Annotated in this window: 17 protein-coding genes; 13 read left to right on the forward strand and 4 right to left on the reverse strand. The window is 63.8% G+C overall.

The annotated features are described in order from the left end of the window. Positions 1-122 precede the first annotated feature (122 nt). From D3P35_RS10975 to D3P35_RS11030, 13 genes are all read left to right on the forward strand, one after another. Complete coding sequence (locus D3P35_RS10975; protein WP_058099626.1) at positions 123-371, forward strand: helix-turn-helix transcriptional regulator; 249 nt, start codon at positions 123-125, stop codon at positions 369-371. Positions 372-464: 93 nt separating this feature from the next. Continuing rightward, positions 465-740, forward strand: coding sequence for a DNA -binding domain-containing protein (locus tag D3P35_RS10980; protein WP_118134779.1), 276 nt, complete (start codon positions 465-467; stop codon positions 738-740). Positions 741-846: 106 nt separating this feature from the next. Next, the gene (locus tag D3P35_RS26980; RefSeq protein WP_370030968.1) at positions 847-1,146 is read left to right on the forward strand and encodes a transcriptional regulator domain-containing protein; all 300 of its coding nucleotides are present in this window, start codon (positions 847-849) and stop codon (positions 1,144-1,146) included. After that, entirely contained in the window at positions 1,112-1,621 is a 510-nt protein-coding gene (locus D3P35_RS10985; RefSeq protein ID WP_232830458.1) for a DUF2285 domain-containing protein, read from the forward strand. Before D3P35_RS26980 ends, D3P35_RS10985 begins: the two co-directional genes overlap by 35 nt. A 137-nt stretch (positions 1,622-1,758) precedes the next feature. Beyond that, positions 1,759-2,040, forward strand: a complete 282-nt coding sequence (locus D3P35_RS10990; RefSeq protein ID WP_111774782.1) for an AlpA family transcriptional regulator — start codon at positions 1,759-1,761, stop codon at positions 2,038-2,040. Positions 2,041-2,058: 18 nt separating this feature from the next. Further along, positions 2,059-3,231: a replication initiator protein A gene (locus D3P35_RS10995; protein WP_118134780.1), complete on the forward strand. Its 1,173-nt coding sequence runs from the start codon at positions 2,059-2,061 to the stop codon at positions 3,229-3,231. Further along, entirely contained in the window at positions 3,231-3,752 is a 522-nt protein-coding gene (locus D3P35_RS11000; RefSeq protein WP_118134781.1) for a DUF2840 domain-containing protein, read from the forward strand. Before D3P35_RS10995 ends, D3P35_RS11000 begins: the two co-directional genes overlap by 1 nt. Beyond that, positions 3,749-4,291 (forward strand): S26 family signal peptidase, encoded by a 543-nt coding sequence (locus D3P35_RS11005; RefSeq protein ID WP_118134782.1) that lies wholly within the window; start codon positions 3,749-3,751, stop codon positions 4,289-4,291. The genes D3P35_RS11000 and D3P35_RS11005 overlap by 4 nt, the downstream gene beginning before the upstream one ends. Before the next feature lie 66 nt (positions 4,292-4,357). After that, on the forward strand, positions 4,358-4,693 hold the full coding sequence (locus D3P35_RS11010) for a DUF736 domain-containing protein (protein WP_118134783.1): 336 nt from the start codon (positions 4,358-4,360) through the stop codon (positions 4,691-4,693). A 2-nt stretch (positions 4,694-4,695) separates the two neighbouring features. After that, the gene (locus tag D3P35_RS11015; RefSeq protein WP_118134784.1) at positions 4,696-5,460 is read left to right on the forward strand and encodes a lytic transglycosylase domain-containing protein; all 765 of its coding nucleotides are present in this window, start codon (positions 4,696-4,698) and stop codon (positions 5,458-5,460) included. Positions 5,461-5,703: 243 nt separating this feature from the next. Then, complete coding sequence (locus tag D3P35_RS11020; RefSeq protein ID WP_118134785.1) at positions 5,704-7,458, forward strand: VirD2 family relaxase/mobilization nuclease; 1,755 nt, start codon at positions 5,704-5,706, stop codon at positions 7,456-7,458. A gap of 27 nt (positions 7,459-7,485) precedes the next feature. After that, positions 7,486-9,471, forward strand: coding sequence for a conjugal transfer protein TraG (locus D3P35_RS11025; protein WP_118134786.1), 1,986 nt, complete (start codon positions 7,486-7,488; stop codon positions 9,469-9,471). A 2-nt stretch (positions 9,472-9,473) separates the two neighbouring features. Continuing rightward, positions 9,474-9,905, forward strand: a complete 432-nt coding sequence (locus tag D3P35_RS11030; RefSeq protein ID WP_118134787.1) for a CopG family transcriptional regulator — start codon at positions 9,474-9,476, stop codon at positions 9,903-9,905. A 401-nt stretch (positions 9,906-10,306) separates the two neighbouring features. On the opposite strand, the gene D3P35_RS11035 is transcribed toward D3P35_RS11030, so the two are convergent. From D3P35_RS11035 to D3P35_RS11045, 4 genes are all read right to left on the reverse strand, one after another. Beyond that, positions 10,307-11,173, reverse strand: a complete 867-nt coding sequence (locus tag D3P35_RS11035) for a transglutaminase family protein (RefSeq protein WP_118134788.1) — start codon at positions 11,171-11,173, stop codon at positions 10,307-10,309. A gap of 221 nt (positions 11,174-11,394) precedes the next feature. Beyond that, on the reverse strand, positions 11,395-11,703 hold the full coding sequence (locus D3P35_RS26120; RefSeq protein ID WP_157982105.1) for a hypothetical protein: 309 nt from the start codon (positions 11,701-11,703) through the stop codon (positions 11,395-11,397). A gap of 70 nt (positions 11,704-11,773) precedes the next feature. Continuing rightward, the gene (locus tag D3P35_RS11040) at positions 11,774-12,265 is read right to left on the reverse strand and encodes a hypothetical protein (protein ID WP_198670569.1); all 492 of its coding nucleotides are present in this window, start codon (positions 12,263-12,265) and stop codon (positions 11,774-11,776) included. 118 nt (positions 12,266-12,383) lie between these two features. Then, a complete protein-coding gene (locus D3P35_RS11045) occupies positions 12,384-13,226 on the reverse strand; it encodes a transglutaminase family protein (RefSeq protein WP_118134909.1) in 843 nt (280 codons plus the stop codon). Positions 13,227-13,251: the final 25 nt, after the last annotated feature.

Below are 13,251 nucleotides of genomic sequence, written 5' to 3' on the forward strand. Positions count from 1 at the left end.
TTTATCAACTATAGTATGTAAATGAGCCGCTGGGGAGTGAGGGATTCCCCGCTATCCGGTTGGTCCGAATAGAGAAGTCGTAGTTCTGGCGCGCGCGCCGGGCCGGATGGGAGGTGATCTGCATGATCACCGCCCGACAATCGCGGGCCGCGCGTGCGCTTCTTGGATGGACACAGGAGCAGCTTGCGGATGAGGCCCGGGTATCTTTGACCGCGCTCAAGCGCCTCGAATCCGAAAGCGGACTCGAGGTTTACGAGACCACGCGCGATCAGGTTCGACGGGCTTTTGAAGCGAATGGCATTCTGCTCCTGAACTCCGACCAGGGGATAGGAGTGATGCATGTTCAGGCGAAGGCCGTCCCGAAGGGCTGAGTTTTCCGGCACGTCTCTCCGAAGAGGGATGTCCGCCGTCGCCATGCTCACAAGAAGATCGAACAACCGTGTTAAACATGCTGGCAAACCGCAATGGGGTTGCGCGTGAGAAGAGGCGAATTGCAGGATGTACCGCCGCAAGGGGCCGTGGTGACGGATTATGACCGTTGTCACATGACGCAGTATATGCGTTTGCTCGATGCTGCAGGCGAAGGCGCGAGTTGGCAGGAGGCCGCGCAGATCATCCTGGGGCTCGATACGCAGAAAGAGCCTGAGCGGGCGCGCCTGGTCCACGACGCCCATCTTGAACGCGCTCGCTGGCTGAGTTCCGAGGGCTATCGGCAATTGGCCGCGGGGCGCACCGGCTGAGAAGGTGATGCGTCCCACGCATCACCTGATGCCTTGGGGCGGACTTCCCAAGTGATTGATCTCCCGGAATCCTTTCCTGAGATCAACCCAGGGGAGAGGCGATGCCATGCAACCCGACCGCTCGAATTGGCGTGACCAGGCGGCCTATGACTATCTCGATGATCTGGCCGCGCCGGAACTCGGCTGGGAATGCCTGCGCCGCAATCCCGAGTATCAAGATGACTATGCAGAACTTGCAGGGGGACCACCTGAGAGGGCTGACCTGAGGGATCAGGTCGGCCGTCGATGGGGTCTGTGCTTTCCCGATACGGCCCGGTCTGAGCGCGACTGTCGCCGAGATATTCTGGCGCCCCGAAATCGATACCAGCGCCGTGATCCTCGCGGTTGCCCCGGAGGCGCTGGCTGAAGAGTCAGACGCCCCCGGTAGTGAAGTAGTCGCCCCGACGGGCAGGGCGTCCCCCATTGGCAAGCACCTGCGCCACAGGCTGCCGGACGGGACATACCTGCATCTCGTCGCTCCCCTGAAAGACCGTGGTCGGCTTGTTGCCACTGTTCCTCTCGGCCCCGAAGGCCTTGATCGCATCGAGGCGATCCAGCGGCTGTTGGCGGATCAGCATCGACGTCGTTCAATCCCCCGCGACACCCGCCTGACCGCGCAGCAGAAAGCACGCCTGCGGCGGGTCCTCCAGGCCTCCGACGCCGCCTTCGACGGCGCGACCCAGAAGCAGATCGCCGAGGTGCTGTTCCGGACCGGTCACCTGGACCGCGATGAATGGCAGGTCTCCTCGGCCCGTTTTGCCGTCTCCAGCCTCCTCCGCGAGGGGCGTGATCTGATCGCAGGCGGCTATCGCAAGCTCCTGCGTCACCAGCGCCGCCTCTAGGCCGGCGATCCCGCGCCGCGGTGTGCGAATTTATCCCTGCCAACTCCCCACTGCATCTGACCGGGCGCGCTTCGCCATCGTGACCGTCATCAGCCGCTGTTTCGCGGCACTGGTCACACACAGCAGGGAGACGCCCGATGTCCGCCATCTCAACCGAACTTCCCCCGCGCTATCTGCGCACCAAGGAAGCCGCCCAGTTCCTGAGCCTGTCCGCTCGCACTTTGGAGAAGCACAGGACCTACGGCACCGGTCCCGCCTACCACAAGCTGGGCGGACGTGTGGTCTACGCGATCGAGGACCTGCAGGCCTGGGTCGGACGCGGCGCTGTCACCTCGACCTCCGATCCGCGCGGACAGGTGCTGCCGGCGAAACGCCACACGCTCGCCAATCTCCAGCAGCCCGACCGCTTCGTTCGCTGACGTAGCGGCAATGCCGTCATGACCGATGGACGCAAACCCCGCTCCGAGCGTGGGCAGCTCGATCTGTTCCGCGCGCTGCCCGGTGACTTCGCCCCCAGAGATGCGCAGGACCTCATGGCCTATCCCTTCTTCTCCCTCGCCAAGTCGAAGCGCGTTGCGCCGATCGACTTTGCCACTGGCAGCGTCAGCATCCGGGTCGAGGCGGTTCCCGATCACGGCATGGCCACGATCTGGGATGCCGACATCCTGATCTGGGCGGCCAGCCAGATCGTCGAGGCGCGTGACGCGGGTCTGCGCACCTCCCGGCTGATGGCCGCCACCCCATACGAGATTCTCACCTATGTCGGCCGCGGGACCAGTTCGCGGGACTATCAGCGCCTGAAGGCGGCGTTGGATCGTCTGCAGTCGACGACGATCTCCACCTCCATCCGGCAGCCGGCGGAAGGGCGCCGGCACCGCTTCTCCTGGATCAACGAATGGCAGGAGCGCAGCGACAGTGACGGGCGCCCGGACGGCATCGAACTGATTGTGCCCGACTGGTTCTACCAGGCCGTGCTCGACAATGCGCTCATCCTCACCATTGACCGGGCGTATTTCGACCTGACCGGCGGGCTCGACCGCTGGCTGTATCGCCTGGTGCGCAAGCACGGTGGCCGGCAGCGGGATGGCTGGCGTTTCGACTTCCATCATCTTCACCAGAAGTCCGGGGCACTGTCGCCCTTCAAGCGGTTTGCCTTCGAGCTTCGCGACATCATCCGGCGGCAGCCGCTGCCGGGATACACGCTCTTTCTCGAAACTGAAGTTGGTGGCCGCAGGTTGCTGGCCTTCGAGCCTGCGCCGGGCTGTGGAAAACCTGTGAATGCGCTCGTGCTATCGGGAACCCGGACTATCGTGCCATCAGGAACCGGGGTCTCGTGCTATCAGGAACCCAAACAGGGTGTAACGCACAGAAGTAAAAGTGGAATTCGCGCCCTTAACTTAGAATCTAACGAAGAATCTAACTTTGAAGAGCGCGCGGATGGCGTGGAAAACACCATTCGCGGTGCAGCCGGGAAGCTTCGAAAGGCTGCGAACCCGGACGCATCGAGCATGCCTGGTGCTGCCGGATCGCTCCCGGACAGCCCCGCCTCCGACACGGTCCGTCGCCCAGCCTTGGCACGCCTGCCACTCGATCCTCCGGGAGGCCGGTGATGAGCATCATTCTGGGGCCAGACAATTCGTCTGGGACTGTGGGTTACTCTTTCCGCTTCGATGGCATGACCCGTGTCGAATTGATCTGGCTGGAGAAGCGGACCGAGTTCTGGATCCGGTTCGGCAATGGGGCAGGGGAGCAGGTCCTGGACCGCAGCCGCCGCATTGTCTTCTTCCGTCCCGGCTCCGTGTTTGCCTTCGTCCGCTGGGTGGCGAATGACTATGGAACCGTCGTCTCGCGCATCGACATCGTGCGGACGATGGCGCCCGGCCGTTCCTATCAGACGCTGCCCTTCGTGCGCCCAGGTGGCGAGATTTTGTTGAAAATCGAAGGCTGGCCCCAGGTCGAGAAGGTCCTCCGCCATATCGATGCCATCGAGGGTCTCGGCATCGATGCCGCCGACGTCGATCCCGATCACTGGTGCCATGTCGCCCACTGGATGAAGGCGGGCGAAGCGCCGCGACCCTATACGGCGGAACGCCATGCCGCATGGCTCCGGCGCCGGGAGATCGGAAAATGACCCGTGCCCGCTACATCATGGCGACGGTCGGGGCGCTCGCTACCGTCATCGCCGGCAGCATGCCGGCTGCGCCACGGCTGGTCTGGAACGCCTCGGCCAGCGTGCCGATTGGTTTCTACACCATCGCGCCGGCGGACCGGCTCAAGGTGCCAGATCTGGTCGCCGTCATGCCGCCCGAACCCTTTGCAGGTTTCATGGTCGCGCGCGGCTATGTCGGTCGCGATGTGCCGATCCTGAAGCGCGTCATCGGGCTGCCGGGACAACGGGTCTGCCGTGACGGGGCCGCGATCACCGTCGATGGCAGACACCTGGGGGAGGCGCGAGAGCGCGACAGCCAGGGCCGCGATCTTCCCGTCTGGCAGGGCTGCCGCACCATCGTAGAGGGCGAGGTCTTCCTGATGAACCCGGCGGTCTCTGACAGCTTCGATGGCCGCTACTTCGGTCCGTTCCCCACCTCGGCGGTGATCGGCCGGGCCAGTCCACTGTTCACCGACGGGGGTGGCGATGGCCGCCTCGTCTGGCACGCGCCGGAGCGATGACGCGCGCTTATGGCGGGACGTGCCAGCGGCCTGCCTCCCATTCACCGCATGAGGAAGGAGCTTCCAATGCCACAGATCGGCCAATTTACACGCACCCCGTCCGGCTATTCCGGACAACTTCGCACGCTCTCTCTGGACCTGGAGCTGACCTTTGTTTCAACCGATAACGTCGATTCCGACAAAGCTCCCGCCTATCGCATTCATCTCGGTGACGAGGATGGTCCGGAGGTTGGCGCGGGCTGGAAACACACCGGCGAAACCGCAGGGGCTTTCGTTTCGGTCCTGCTCGATGATCCGGTTTTCCAGCATCCGATCCGCGCCCGCCTGTTCCAGTCGGATGAGGAGGGCAGGGCATGGGGGCTGCACTGGACCCGCCCTAAGAAACGCGACGAGCAGGACTGACCATGATCATGTCCTGCACCCGTCCCGCCTCGGGGAGCGGTGGCATCTGCCACCGCATTCTCCTCCTTCTTCTTTCCGGCCTCCTCATCCCGGTCACCGCCACGCAGCCGCTCTTGGCGCAAACCGCTGTGTCCGAACACGCAATCGCCGTGCATCCCTACGCCGCCCAGGTCACCGAGGCATCGCAGCGCTTCGGCATACCGACGACCTGGATCATGGCCGTGATGCGGGCAGAGAGCGCGGGCGATCTGCGTGCGGTTTCTTCCGCGGGTGCGATGGGGCTGATGCAGGTAATGCCCGACACCTGGGCCGGGCTGCGCATCCGTCATGGTCTTGGCCGAGACCCTTACGATCCGCGTGACAACATCCTCGCGGGCACGGCCTATCTGCGCGAGATGTGGGATCGCTATGGCGATGTCGCGGCGATGCTGGCGGCCTATAACGCCGGTCCCGCCCGCTACGACGAATACCGCTTGGCGGATCGTCCGTTGCCGGCCGAGACGCGCGCCTATGTCGCTGCGCTTGCACCCGTGCTGCTTGGCGAGCGGCCATCGGGCACCACCATCACTGCAGTCCGGCCGCTCGATTGGCGTGAGGCGGCGCTCTTCATCAGCCGCGAAGACCGCGCGTCTGCGACCGATCCTGTGTCGCCTCACCGCACCGTCGGCGGCTCTGCTACACCCGTCCCGGCGGTGCCGCAGGCGGGCATCACCCCGCAGCCTGAGGGCCTCTTTGTCCAGCGGGAGACTGGTGAGGTCCAGCCATGACCCGGGAGATCGCACTTCGCGCTCCATCGTACTCTGGCGTGCTTTTGTGGGGGCGGGTGGTGGTGGCGGGCACCACGACCGAAGGATGGCAGGATAAAAGGGCGCACGGTGCGCGTCGGTTGGGTGGTTGTTTTTGTTCATGTTTTCGCCGCGCTCCGCACCGTGTGGCGCGTGGGCGCACCGTGCGAGATGTGCCTAACACTCTGATATTCAGTGCGGTTTCGCACTGTGTGGGGAACTCGCATGCCCGATGATCGTGAGTTCCGCATCCGCCCGGGGCGTATCCGCTCGACCCGGGCGCAGCAGGCCCGTCCCTTTGTCGCACAGGCCCTGGCTGCGGCGAAAAAGGCCGGGGGTGGTGACTCGCGGGCCAGGCACGTCACTCGGGGCAATCGGTCCCGCTTCGGGCGCGGTCAACGCGCCAGCATTCAGGCCAATCGCCTCATCACCGCCCGCACGCGCGGCGCGGTGGTCAAGGCGCGTGTAGTCCGGCACAGCGGGACGTCCGCGCCTCTCGCAGCCCACCTCGATTACCTGCGCCGGGACGGCGTGACCCGGGACGGGGAAAAGGCCAGGCTTTTCGGGCCGGGAACGGAGGATGCCGATGGCCGGGCCTTTGCCGAGCGGTGTCGCGATGACCGTCATCATTTCCGCTTCATCGTCTCGCCCGACGACGCGCCGGACATGTCCGACCTGCAATCCTTCACCCGCGATCTCGTCGGGCGGATGGAGCAGGATCTCGGGACGTCTCTTGACTGGGTCGGCGTCGACCACTGGAACACCGCCCATCCGCATGTCCATCTGATCGTTCGGGGCGTACGCGACGACGGCCAGGATCTCGTGATCTCGCGGGACTACATCAAAGAGGGAATGCGCGACAGGGCACGGGATATCATCACCCAGGAACTGGGCCCGCGCAGCGATCTCGACATCCGCCGGACGCTTGAACGTCAGATCGGGGCAGAGCGTTGGACGCAGCTCGATCGACAGTTGCTGCGGGATGCGGGGCGTTCGCGCATCCTTGACCTGGCGCCGGATACGGATCGGCAGCCGGACGCGTTGCACGCGCTGAAGGTCGGGCGTCTGCGCCGGCTGGAAATGCTCGGCGTCGCCGACCAGATCGGACAGTCGCAATGGCGCATCAGGGACGATGCCGAAGCGGTCCTGCGCGAGATGGGGGAGCGTGGCGACATCATCAAGCGGATGCATCGGGCTCTGACGGAACGGGGGATCGAGCGCGGGTCCTCGAGTTTCGTCCTTGCCGCGGAGAGCCTCGATGTTCCTGTCATCGGCCGTCTGGTCCAGCGGGGTCTCGATGACGAGCTGAAGGGGACGGCCTATGCCGTCGTCGATGGTGTCGATGGCCGGAGTCACCATATCCGATTGCCTCATCTCGACGCCGCCGGCGACAGCGCCCCAGGCTCTATCGTGGAGCTCCGTGCCTATGATGACGCGCGTGGCCAGCGTCGCGTCGCACTGGCGGCCCGGTCCGACCTGGACCTTGCCGCGCAGGTCTCCGCGTCGGGGGCCACCTGGCTCGACCGGCAGGCCATCGCGCGCGACCCGCTCGCTCTGTCGGACCAGGGCTTCGGTGCCGAGGTCCGGCAGGCCCTGGAAGCCCGGGCCGAGCACCTGATCACGGAAGGGCTAGGAGAGCGGCGGGACGGCAGGGTGATCTTTGCCCGGCGCCTGCTCGGGACCTTGCGCGACCGGGAGTTGCAGGCGGTTGGCATGCAGCTCTCGGCGGAAACCGGGTTGCCGTTCAACAAGGCGGATTCGGGTGACTACGTCAGCGGCATCTATCGCCAGCGTCTCGCGCTGGCTTCGGGCCGTTTTGCCATGATCGAGGGCTATGGAACTGACGGCGCGCTTGGGTTCCAGCTCGTGCCCTGGTCTCCGTCTCTCGAAAAGCACCTCGGCCGGGATGTCACCGGCGTCGCGCGCGGGGACAGCGGAGTGGACTGGGACTTTGGCCGCAAGCGCGGCCTCGGCCTCTGATCAACACACCGGAAAGGAGCGACAGTCATGTCCGCAACAAAGATCCTCTGGGGGCAGATCTCCATTGTCTTCCTCATCGTTCTGGCCACCACCTGGGGAGCGACGCAATACGTGGCTGCAAGCCTCGGCTATCAGGCACAGCTGGGCCCGCCCTGGTTCGTGCTGCTCGGGACGCCCGTCTACTATCCACCGGCCTTCTTCTGGTGGTGGTACTTCTACGAGGCCTACGCGCCACCGGTCTTTGCGACTGGCGGGATTATCGCCGCCTCTGGCGGCTTCATCGCCATCGGCGTAGCCATCGCCATGTCGGTCTGGCGCGCCCGCGAGGCCCGTAACGTAGCGACCTATGGATCTGCCCGATGGGCCGAGAAAGGCGAAGTGAAAGCGGCCGGACTTCTAGACCCGGATGGCGTGGTCCTCGGCCGCTATGAGCGGGAATATCTGCGCCACGATGGGCCGGAGCATGTGCTCTGCTTCGCCCCGACGCGATCCGGCAAGGGGGTAGGGCTCGTCGTGCCTTCTCTTCTCACCTGGCCCGGCTCGGCCATCGTTCATGACATCAAGGGCGAGAACTGGCAGTTGACCGCGGGGTTCCGGGCTCGGCACGGTCGGGTCCTGCTGTTCGATCCGACCAATCCGAACTCTTCGGCCTACAACCCCCTGCTGGAAGTGCGCCGTGGGGAGTGGGAGGTTCGCGATGTCCAGAACATCGCCGACATCCTCGTCGACCCCGAGGGGAGCCTGGAGCGGCGGAACCACTGGGAGAAGACCAGCCACAGCCTGCTCGTCGGTGCTATCCTGCACGTCCTCTATGCCGAGAAGGACAAGACGCTGGCCGGTGTCGCCAACTTCCTGTCCGACCCGCGGCGTCCCGTGGAGTCCACACTCCGCGCGATGATGCGGACATCGCATCTGGGCGAGGCGGGACCGCACCCCGTGGTCGCCAGTGCCGCCCGCGAGTTGCTCAACAAGTCCGAGAATGAACGCTCCGGTGTGCTTTCGACGGCAATGTCTTTCCTTGGCCTCTATCGCGACCCTGTCGTCGCGCAGGTCACGCGCCACTGCGACTGGCGGATCGGCGACATTGTCGGGGGAGCGCGTCCCGTCACGTTGTATCTCGTGGTGCCCCCCTCGGACATCAATCGCACCAAGCCGCTCATCCGACTGATCCTCAACCAGGTCGGTCGACGCCTGACCGAAGACCTGCAGGGCAAGGATGACCGGCATCGGCTGCTTCTGATGCTTGATGAGTTCCCGGCGCTCGGCCGGTTGGATTTCTTCGAGAGCGCGCTGGCCTTCATGGCGGGCTACGGGCTGAAGAGCTTCCTTATCGCCCAGTCGCTGAACCAGATCGAGAAGGCTTACGGCCCGAATAATTCGATTCTCGACAATTGCCACGTTCGGGTGAGCTTCGCGACCAATGATGAGCGTACGGCCAAGCGGGTATCCGACGCCCTCGGCACCGCCACCGAAATGAAGGCGATGAAGAACTATGCCGGCCACCGTCTGGCGCCGTGGCTTAGCCATCTCATGGTGTCCCGATCGGAAACCGCGCGGGCCTTGCTCACCCCCGGAGAAATCATGCAGCTGCCGCCGTCCGACGAGATCGTCATGGTGGCCGGGACACCACCGATCCGTGCGACGAAAGCACGGTTTTACGAGGATGCGCGGTTCACCGAGCGGGTCTTGCCGCCACCCGACCTGGTGGATGTAGGCGCGTCCGGGAAGGATGACTGGAGCAGTCTGGCCGTCCCAACGCAGAACGACGAGTTGGAGCCAGTATCCGAGACGGGATCGGAGGATGAGGACCCGACTGCGTCAGAGCGCCGTCTTCAGCCGGAGCTGGCGCAGACTCGGTCGGCCGACAGGCAGACGCCTCTCGAGAACGAGTTTGAATTCGACCCACCCGAGGATGAAGACGATGGCGCCATCCGCAATCGCCGCATCATGCACCAGATGCGCGGTGTCGCGCGCCAGGTCTCCCTCAATCCCGACGACGGGATGGAGCTTTGATCATGACCTCGAGCCGCAAGAAGACGAAGATCTCGGTCTACCTCGATCCCGAGGTCATGCAGATGCTGGCGGAGTTTGCCGCCCGGCGCGACCGATCCCAATCGATGGTGGCCGAGGCCGCGATCGCATCCTTCCTCTCCCCGGATGACGCAGAGCGCCGCGAGGCGGTTCTGGCCCGGCGGCTGGATCAGATCGACAGGCGGATCACCCGGCTGGAACGCGATGTCGGGATCTCCGTCGAAAGCCTGGCGGTGTTCATCCGTTTCTGGCTTGCGACAACACCGGCTCTGCCGGAACCCGCGGCCAAGGCAGCACGGGCGAAAGCAGGGGAGCGCTACGAGGCATTTATCTCGGCTCTCGGTCGGCGCCTCGCGCAGGGGCCGAAGCTGCGGCAGGAGGTGTCGGAGGATGTCGATGAGGTTGGCAGATCGTGAATAGGCGCGCCGACGAGGTGTAGTGTACCGTCGTAAAGTGTGGGGCCGTAGGAGCGATCAATATTGTGGGTTTCAACGGCCCAAATCAGCCGCCCATATCATACCTCGGATGCTGGGTTGCGGCCCGTCAAATCGGCCATTCTCCGCGAATGTGTACTTAGGACCAATCGGCTCTACACGACGCGGACTTTCCTCCAATTCGGTCAGCGGACGTAAATATCGGCCGTAATGCCCTTTGGAGACTTCTGCGGTCCGACTGCACACAGAGAGCATACTACGCCGTTCACTACTCTGATTGAGCAGACGGATTTGTCCAATCCTCCATGCGCATTGATGGTGAAGACCGCGACCAAGATAGAAACGCAATTCTCCTTCCATTTTGACACTCCGACGAGCGGGTCTCAGGCGCCTTCCACATCCACGCTTATCTCCATTGACAACACGTCGGCGGATCTCCCATGGAAGCTGCCGGTCACCGGCGCAACCTGCTCGATCCTTCGCGCAACGGCCACAGGAATGAGATTGGTGGAGCCGACCGATCTGTTGGTGGGGTCGAAGGGAATCCAGCCGGCCCCGGGAACGAAAACCTCAACCCAGGCATGCGTCGATCCGGCGTCCGCGGAGCCGATTTCGCCTCCTGAAGGATTGAAGAGGTATCCCGAAACGATCCTCGCGCCGAAGCCGAGCGTTCGGACGGCTTCGGCAAATAGCACCGCGAAATCGCGGCAGGATCCCCACCCTCTGTCGAGGGTCTCCAGCGGTCCTTGCGTGCCCTCCGTCTCCCGGCTTTGATACGATATCTGAGCGGTAACGCCGTTGCTGATGTCCTTCAGTAGGGAAAGCGTGTCGGTCGGTTGTCCCATGACAAATGCTTCGATCCAATGGGGCAGCCGCCCCACATCGTCGGCATATTGTGGCATGACCAAATTCCCGAGGTCGGTCCGGTCATCGATAGTGTACGGAAACGGATAAGACGCGGCGTAGGCGGCGATCGGGAAGACCGGCCAGATGGGGGCGCGTAGGTCCACCTGCGCGCAGGACCGGATCGAAAGCGACTCCGTCATAGCGTCGAACTGCGCCGTTGCGACCGCATTGCCGGCAACGTCGTGTGACCAGTCGATGCGGGCCTCTGGACTGATCTTCAGATCGAAGGTGGTGAGGCCGAGATCCCGGGTCTCCCTCGGACGCAGCATCAGCCGATGCGGCCCGAGTGTAACTGCGGTGCGATATCGATAGCTGGTCGTGTGCGTGATGGTTACGGATGGCATCGGCGAGACCTATGACAATCGACCGCCGGAACGTCGACGCCCGTGTCCGCCACCCTCGGAGATCGCCGCGCGCCAGACGGAAGAAGCCTTGCAGCGCGAACATACTCGCTCACCGAACCCTTCGCTCCAGAAGGGCGACCGGCACTTCAGGCAGACACGCTCGGCAGCAATGTCTGCCGTTGCTCTGGTTGTCTCAACTTCCGCGTCTGTGGATTTCATCGTCATTTGCGCTCCTCTCGTTTTCGCAGCCGCTCCATGTCGCCAGTTGCGCGCTTGATGAGTTTCTGAATGCGCTCATCGCCGGCATCAGGCGTTACCGCATACCGTTCGAGAAGGAACCGCCACTTCTCCATCACCTCGACCCATGTCCGTGCAGGTTCCGCCAATATCTGGTCTTCGAGACTTCCGAGATGCGGTTGTGCCAAGGGCATCAAGGGCGGCGGGTCGTTCGCAGGTCGCCGCCGCATTTCCGTCTCATGCCTTGCGGTTGCGGTCCGGCGAGCGTCGAGATGGATCGGGGCATCGGTCATCGCAGCGCCTTGGCGGAAACATCGGAACTGCTCCCAGCCGGACAGGATAGTCGGGCTCCCGACACAGCACTCATTCTCCGATCCCCGGGCGCCCGCTTCCGACGCGCGGGCCGGAAACGTTTGAAATGTTTCTTGTGCTTCGCCGATCAGCCAGGCCTGATTCCAGTGCGTCGCCCCGCCGTCCTTTAGGCTGAGCCGAGTAGAGGTCGCGAAGTTCAGCCTCTGCCACGCCGTCCGCCTGCATGACGAGGCGGATCATCGGGTCGGCCAGCATCTCCTCTAGGAAGTAATCCATCAGAGCCTTGCCGGTGAGCTTGTCCTTTGCGACCGCATGCTCCAGCTCGGCCAGCGGCACGGTGAGCGTTCGGTCTAGCCCGGGATGCGAGGCTCGGGGATGGAGGCGCACAAGCACGGACGATGTCCATGTGCCCGGTTCGATCCAGTCCACGGGCTCGATCAGCTGGGTCTCGATCTCGTATTCGCCGGGCGGCAGAGTTTCGTTGAAACTCGGAAGCTGGAACGGTCGGAGAAATACGGCAGTCGTTTTGATCGTGGTGGTCATCTCAATTCTCCTAATTGGTTTCAGATTGCGAATTCCCCTTCAGACAGGCGGACCAACTGCCTCGCCAGCGGGCCGAGGAAGGGCAGACTGATAAGGACCGGCGTGGACACGCCGCTGCCTAGTTTCGAGAACTGGACGGGGCCTCGGCGGGGTTGTCCTCGGCATCCCATGTCCAGACGTCGAATTGCGTCAATGTATTCGGTCCGAATGTCTGGGTCAGAGGGACATCGGCGGCGTCGCGACCCTGCGCGATCAGAATCCTCCCCACGCGCGGGCCGTTGTTCCGCGGATCGAAGACCCACCAGCGGCCGCCCAGAAAGACCTCCATCCAGGCGGCGAAATCGTCAGGCGGATGAGGCTTTGGTTGGCCAAACTCGCTCAGATAGCCGGTGCAGTACCGTGCCGGGATGTTCATGCAGCGGCAGAAGGTGATGGCGAGATGGGTGAAGTCGCGGCAGACGCCGTGCCGTCCGGCCAGCGTTTCGGACGCCGTGCGCGTCGCGCTCGCCTGCATATAGTCGAACGAAACCGAGGAATGTACGAAATCACATATCGCCTGAACGCGTGCCCAGCCCGGCGGGGTGTTCTCGAAGAGGCGCCAGGCTTCTTCCGACAGAAGATCTGTGTCGCAATAGCGACTGCCGAGAAGGTAGACCAGCGTTTCGAAGGGCAGATCCTGAACCGCCTGTTGTGCGGCATTGGGCTCAACCGGATCTGGCAATCCGGTGTCGCGGAATATCCCGTCGGTGGACAGGGTAAATTCTCCCGCCGGCGCCACCATGCGCGTGCACCAGTTGCCGAAGCCGTCGCGATAGCTTTCCAGCGACACGCTCGGATGCGTCACTAGATAGTCGGCACGCTCGAGATCGCCGAAGCGCGAATAGTGCACATTCAGCATCGCAATGAGCGGCGTCGGCTGGGTCAGCCGGTAACGAAGGCGACAGCCTATCCGCATCCGAATGCCGGGCGGGTCGCCATGGTCCGAT

The sequence above is a fragment of the Oceanicella sp. SM1341 genome (genome assembly GCF_003448965.1).
Lineage (GTDB): Bacteria > Pseudomonadota > Alphaproteobacteria > Rhodobacterales > Rhodobacteraceae > Paroceanicella.

Excerpts from the sequence above, each read along its gene's own strand:
- D3P35_RS10975 (WP_058099626.1), top strand. The coding sequence starts at position 123 with ATGATCACCGCCCGACAATCGCGGGCCGCGCGTGCGCTTCTTGGATGG.
- D3P35_RS10980 (WP_118134779.1), top strand. The coding sequence starts at position 465 with ATGGGGTTGCGCGTGAGAAGAGGCGAATTGCAGGATGTACCGCCGCAA.
- D3P35_RS26980 (WP_370030968.1), top strand. The coding sequence starts at position 847 with ATGCAACCCGACCGCTCGAATTGGCGTGACCAGGCGGCCTATGACTAT.
- D3P35_RS10990 (WP_111774782.1), top strand. The coding sequence starts at position 1,759 with ATGTCCGCCATCTCAACCGAACTTCCCCCGCGCTATCTGCGCACCAAG.
- D3P35_RS10995 (WP_118134780.1), top strand. The coding sequence starts at position 2,059 with ATGACCGATGGACGCAAACCCCGCTCCGAGCGTGGGCAGCTCGATCTG.
- D3P35_RS11000 (WP_118134781.1), top strand. The coding sequence starts at position 3,231 with ATGAGCATCATTCTGGGGCCAGACAATTCGTCTGGGACTGTGGGTTAC.
- D3P35_RS11005 (WP_118134782.1), top strand. The coding sequence starts at position 3,749 with ATGACCCGTGCCCGCTACATCATGGCGACGGTCGGGGCGCTCGCTACC.
- D3P35_RS11010 (WP_118134783.1), top strand. The coding sequence starts at position 4,358 with ATGCCACAGATCGGCCAATTTACACGCACCCCGTCCGGCTATTCCGGA.
- D3P35_RS11015 (WP_118134784.1), top strand. The coding sequence starts at position 4,696 with ATGATCATGTCCTGCACCCGTCCCGCCTCGGGGAGCGGTGGCATCTGC.
- D3P35_RS11020 (WP_118134785.1), top strand. The coding sequence starts at position 5,704 with ATGCCCGATGATCGTGAGTTCCGCATCCGCCCGGGGCGTATCCGCTCG.
- D3P35_RS11025 (WP_118134786.1), top strand. The coding sequence starts at position 7,486 with ATGTCCGCAACAAAGATCCTCTGGGGGCAGATCTCCATTGTCTTCCTC.
- D3P35_RS11030 (WP_118134787.1), top strand. The coding sequence starts at position 9,474 with ATGACCTCGAGCCGCAAGAAGACGAAGATCTCGGTCTACCTCGATCCC.
- D3P35_RS11035 (WP_118134788.1), bottom strand. The coding sequence starts at position 11,173 with ATGCCATCCGTAACCATCACGCACACGACCAGCTATCGATATCGCACC.
- D3P35_RS26120 (WP_157982105.1), bottom strand. The coding sequence starts at position 11,703 with ATGACCGATGCCCCGATCCATCTCGACGCTCGCCGGACCGCAACCGCA.
- D3P35_RS11040 (WP_198670569.1), bottom strand. The coding sequence starts at position 12,265 with ATGACCACCACGATCAAAACGACTGCCGTATTTCTCCGACCGTTCCAG.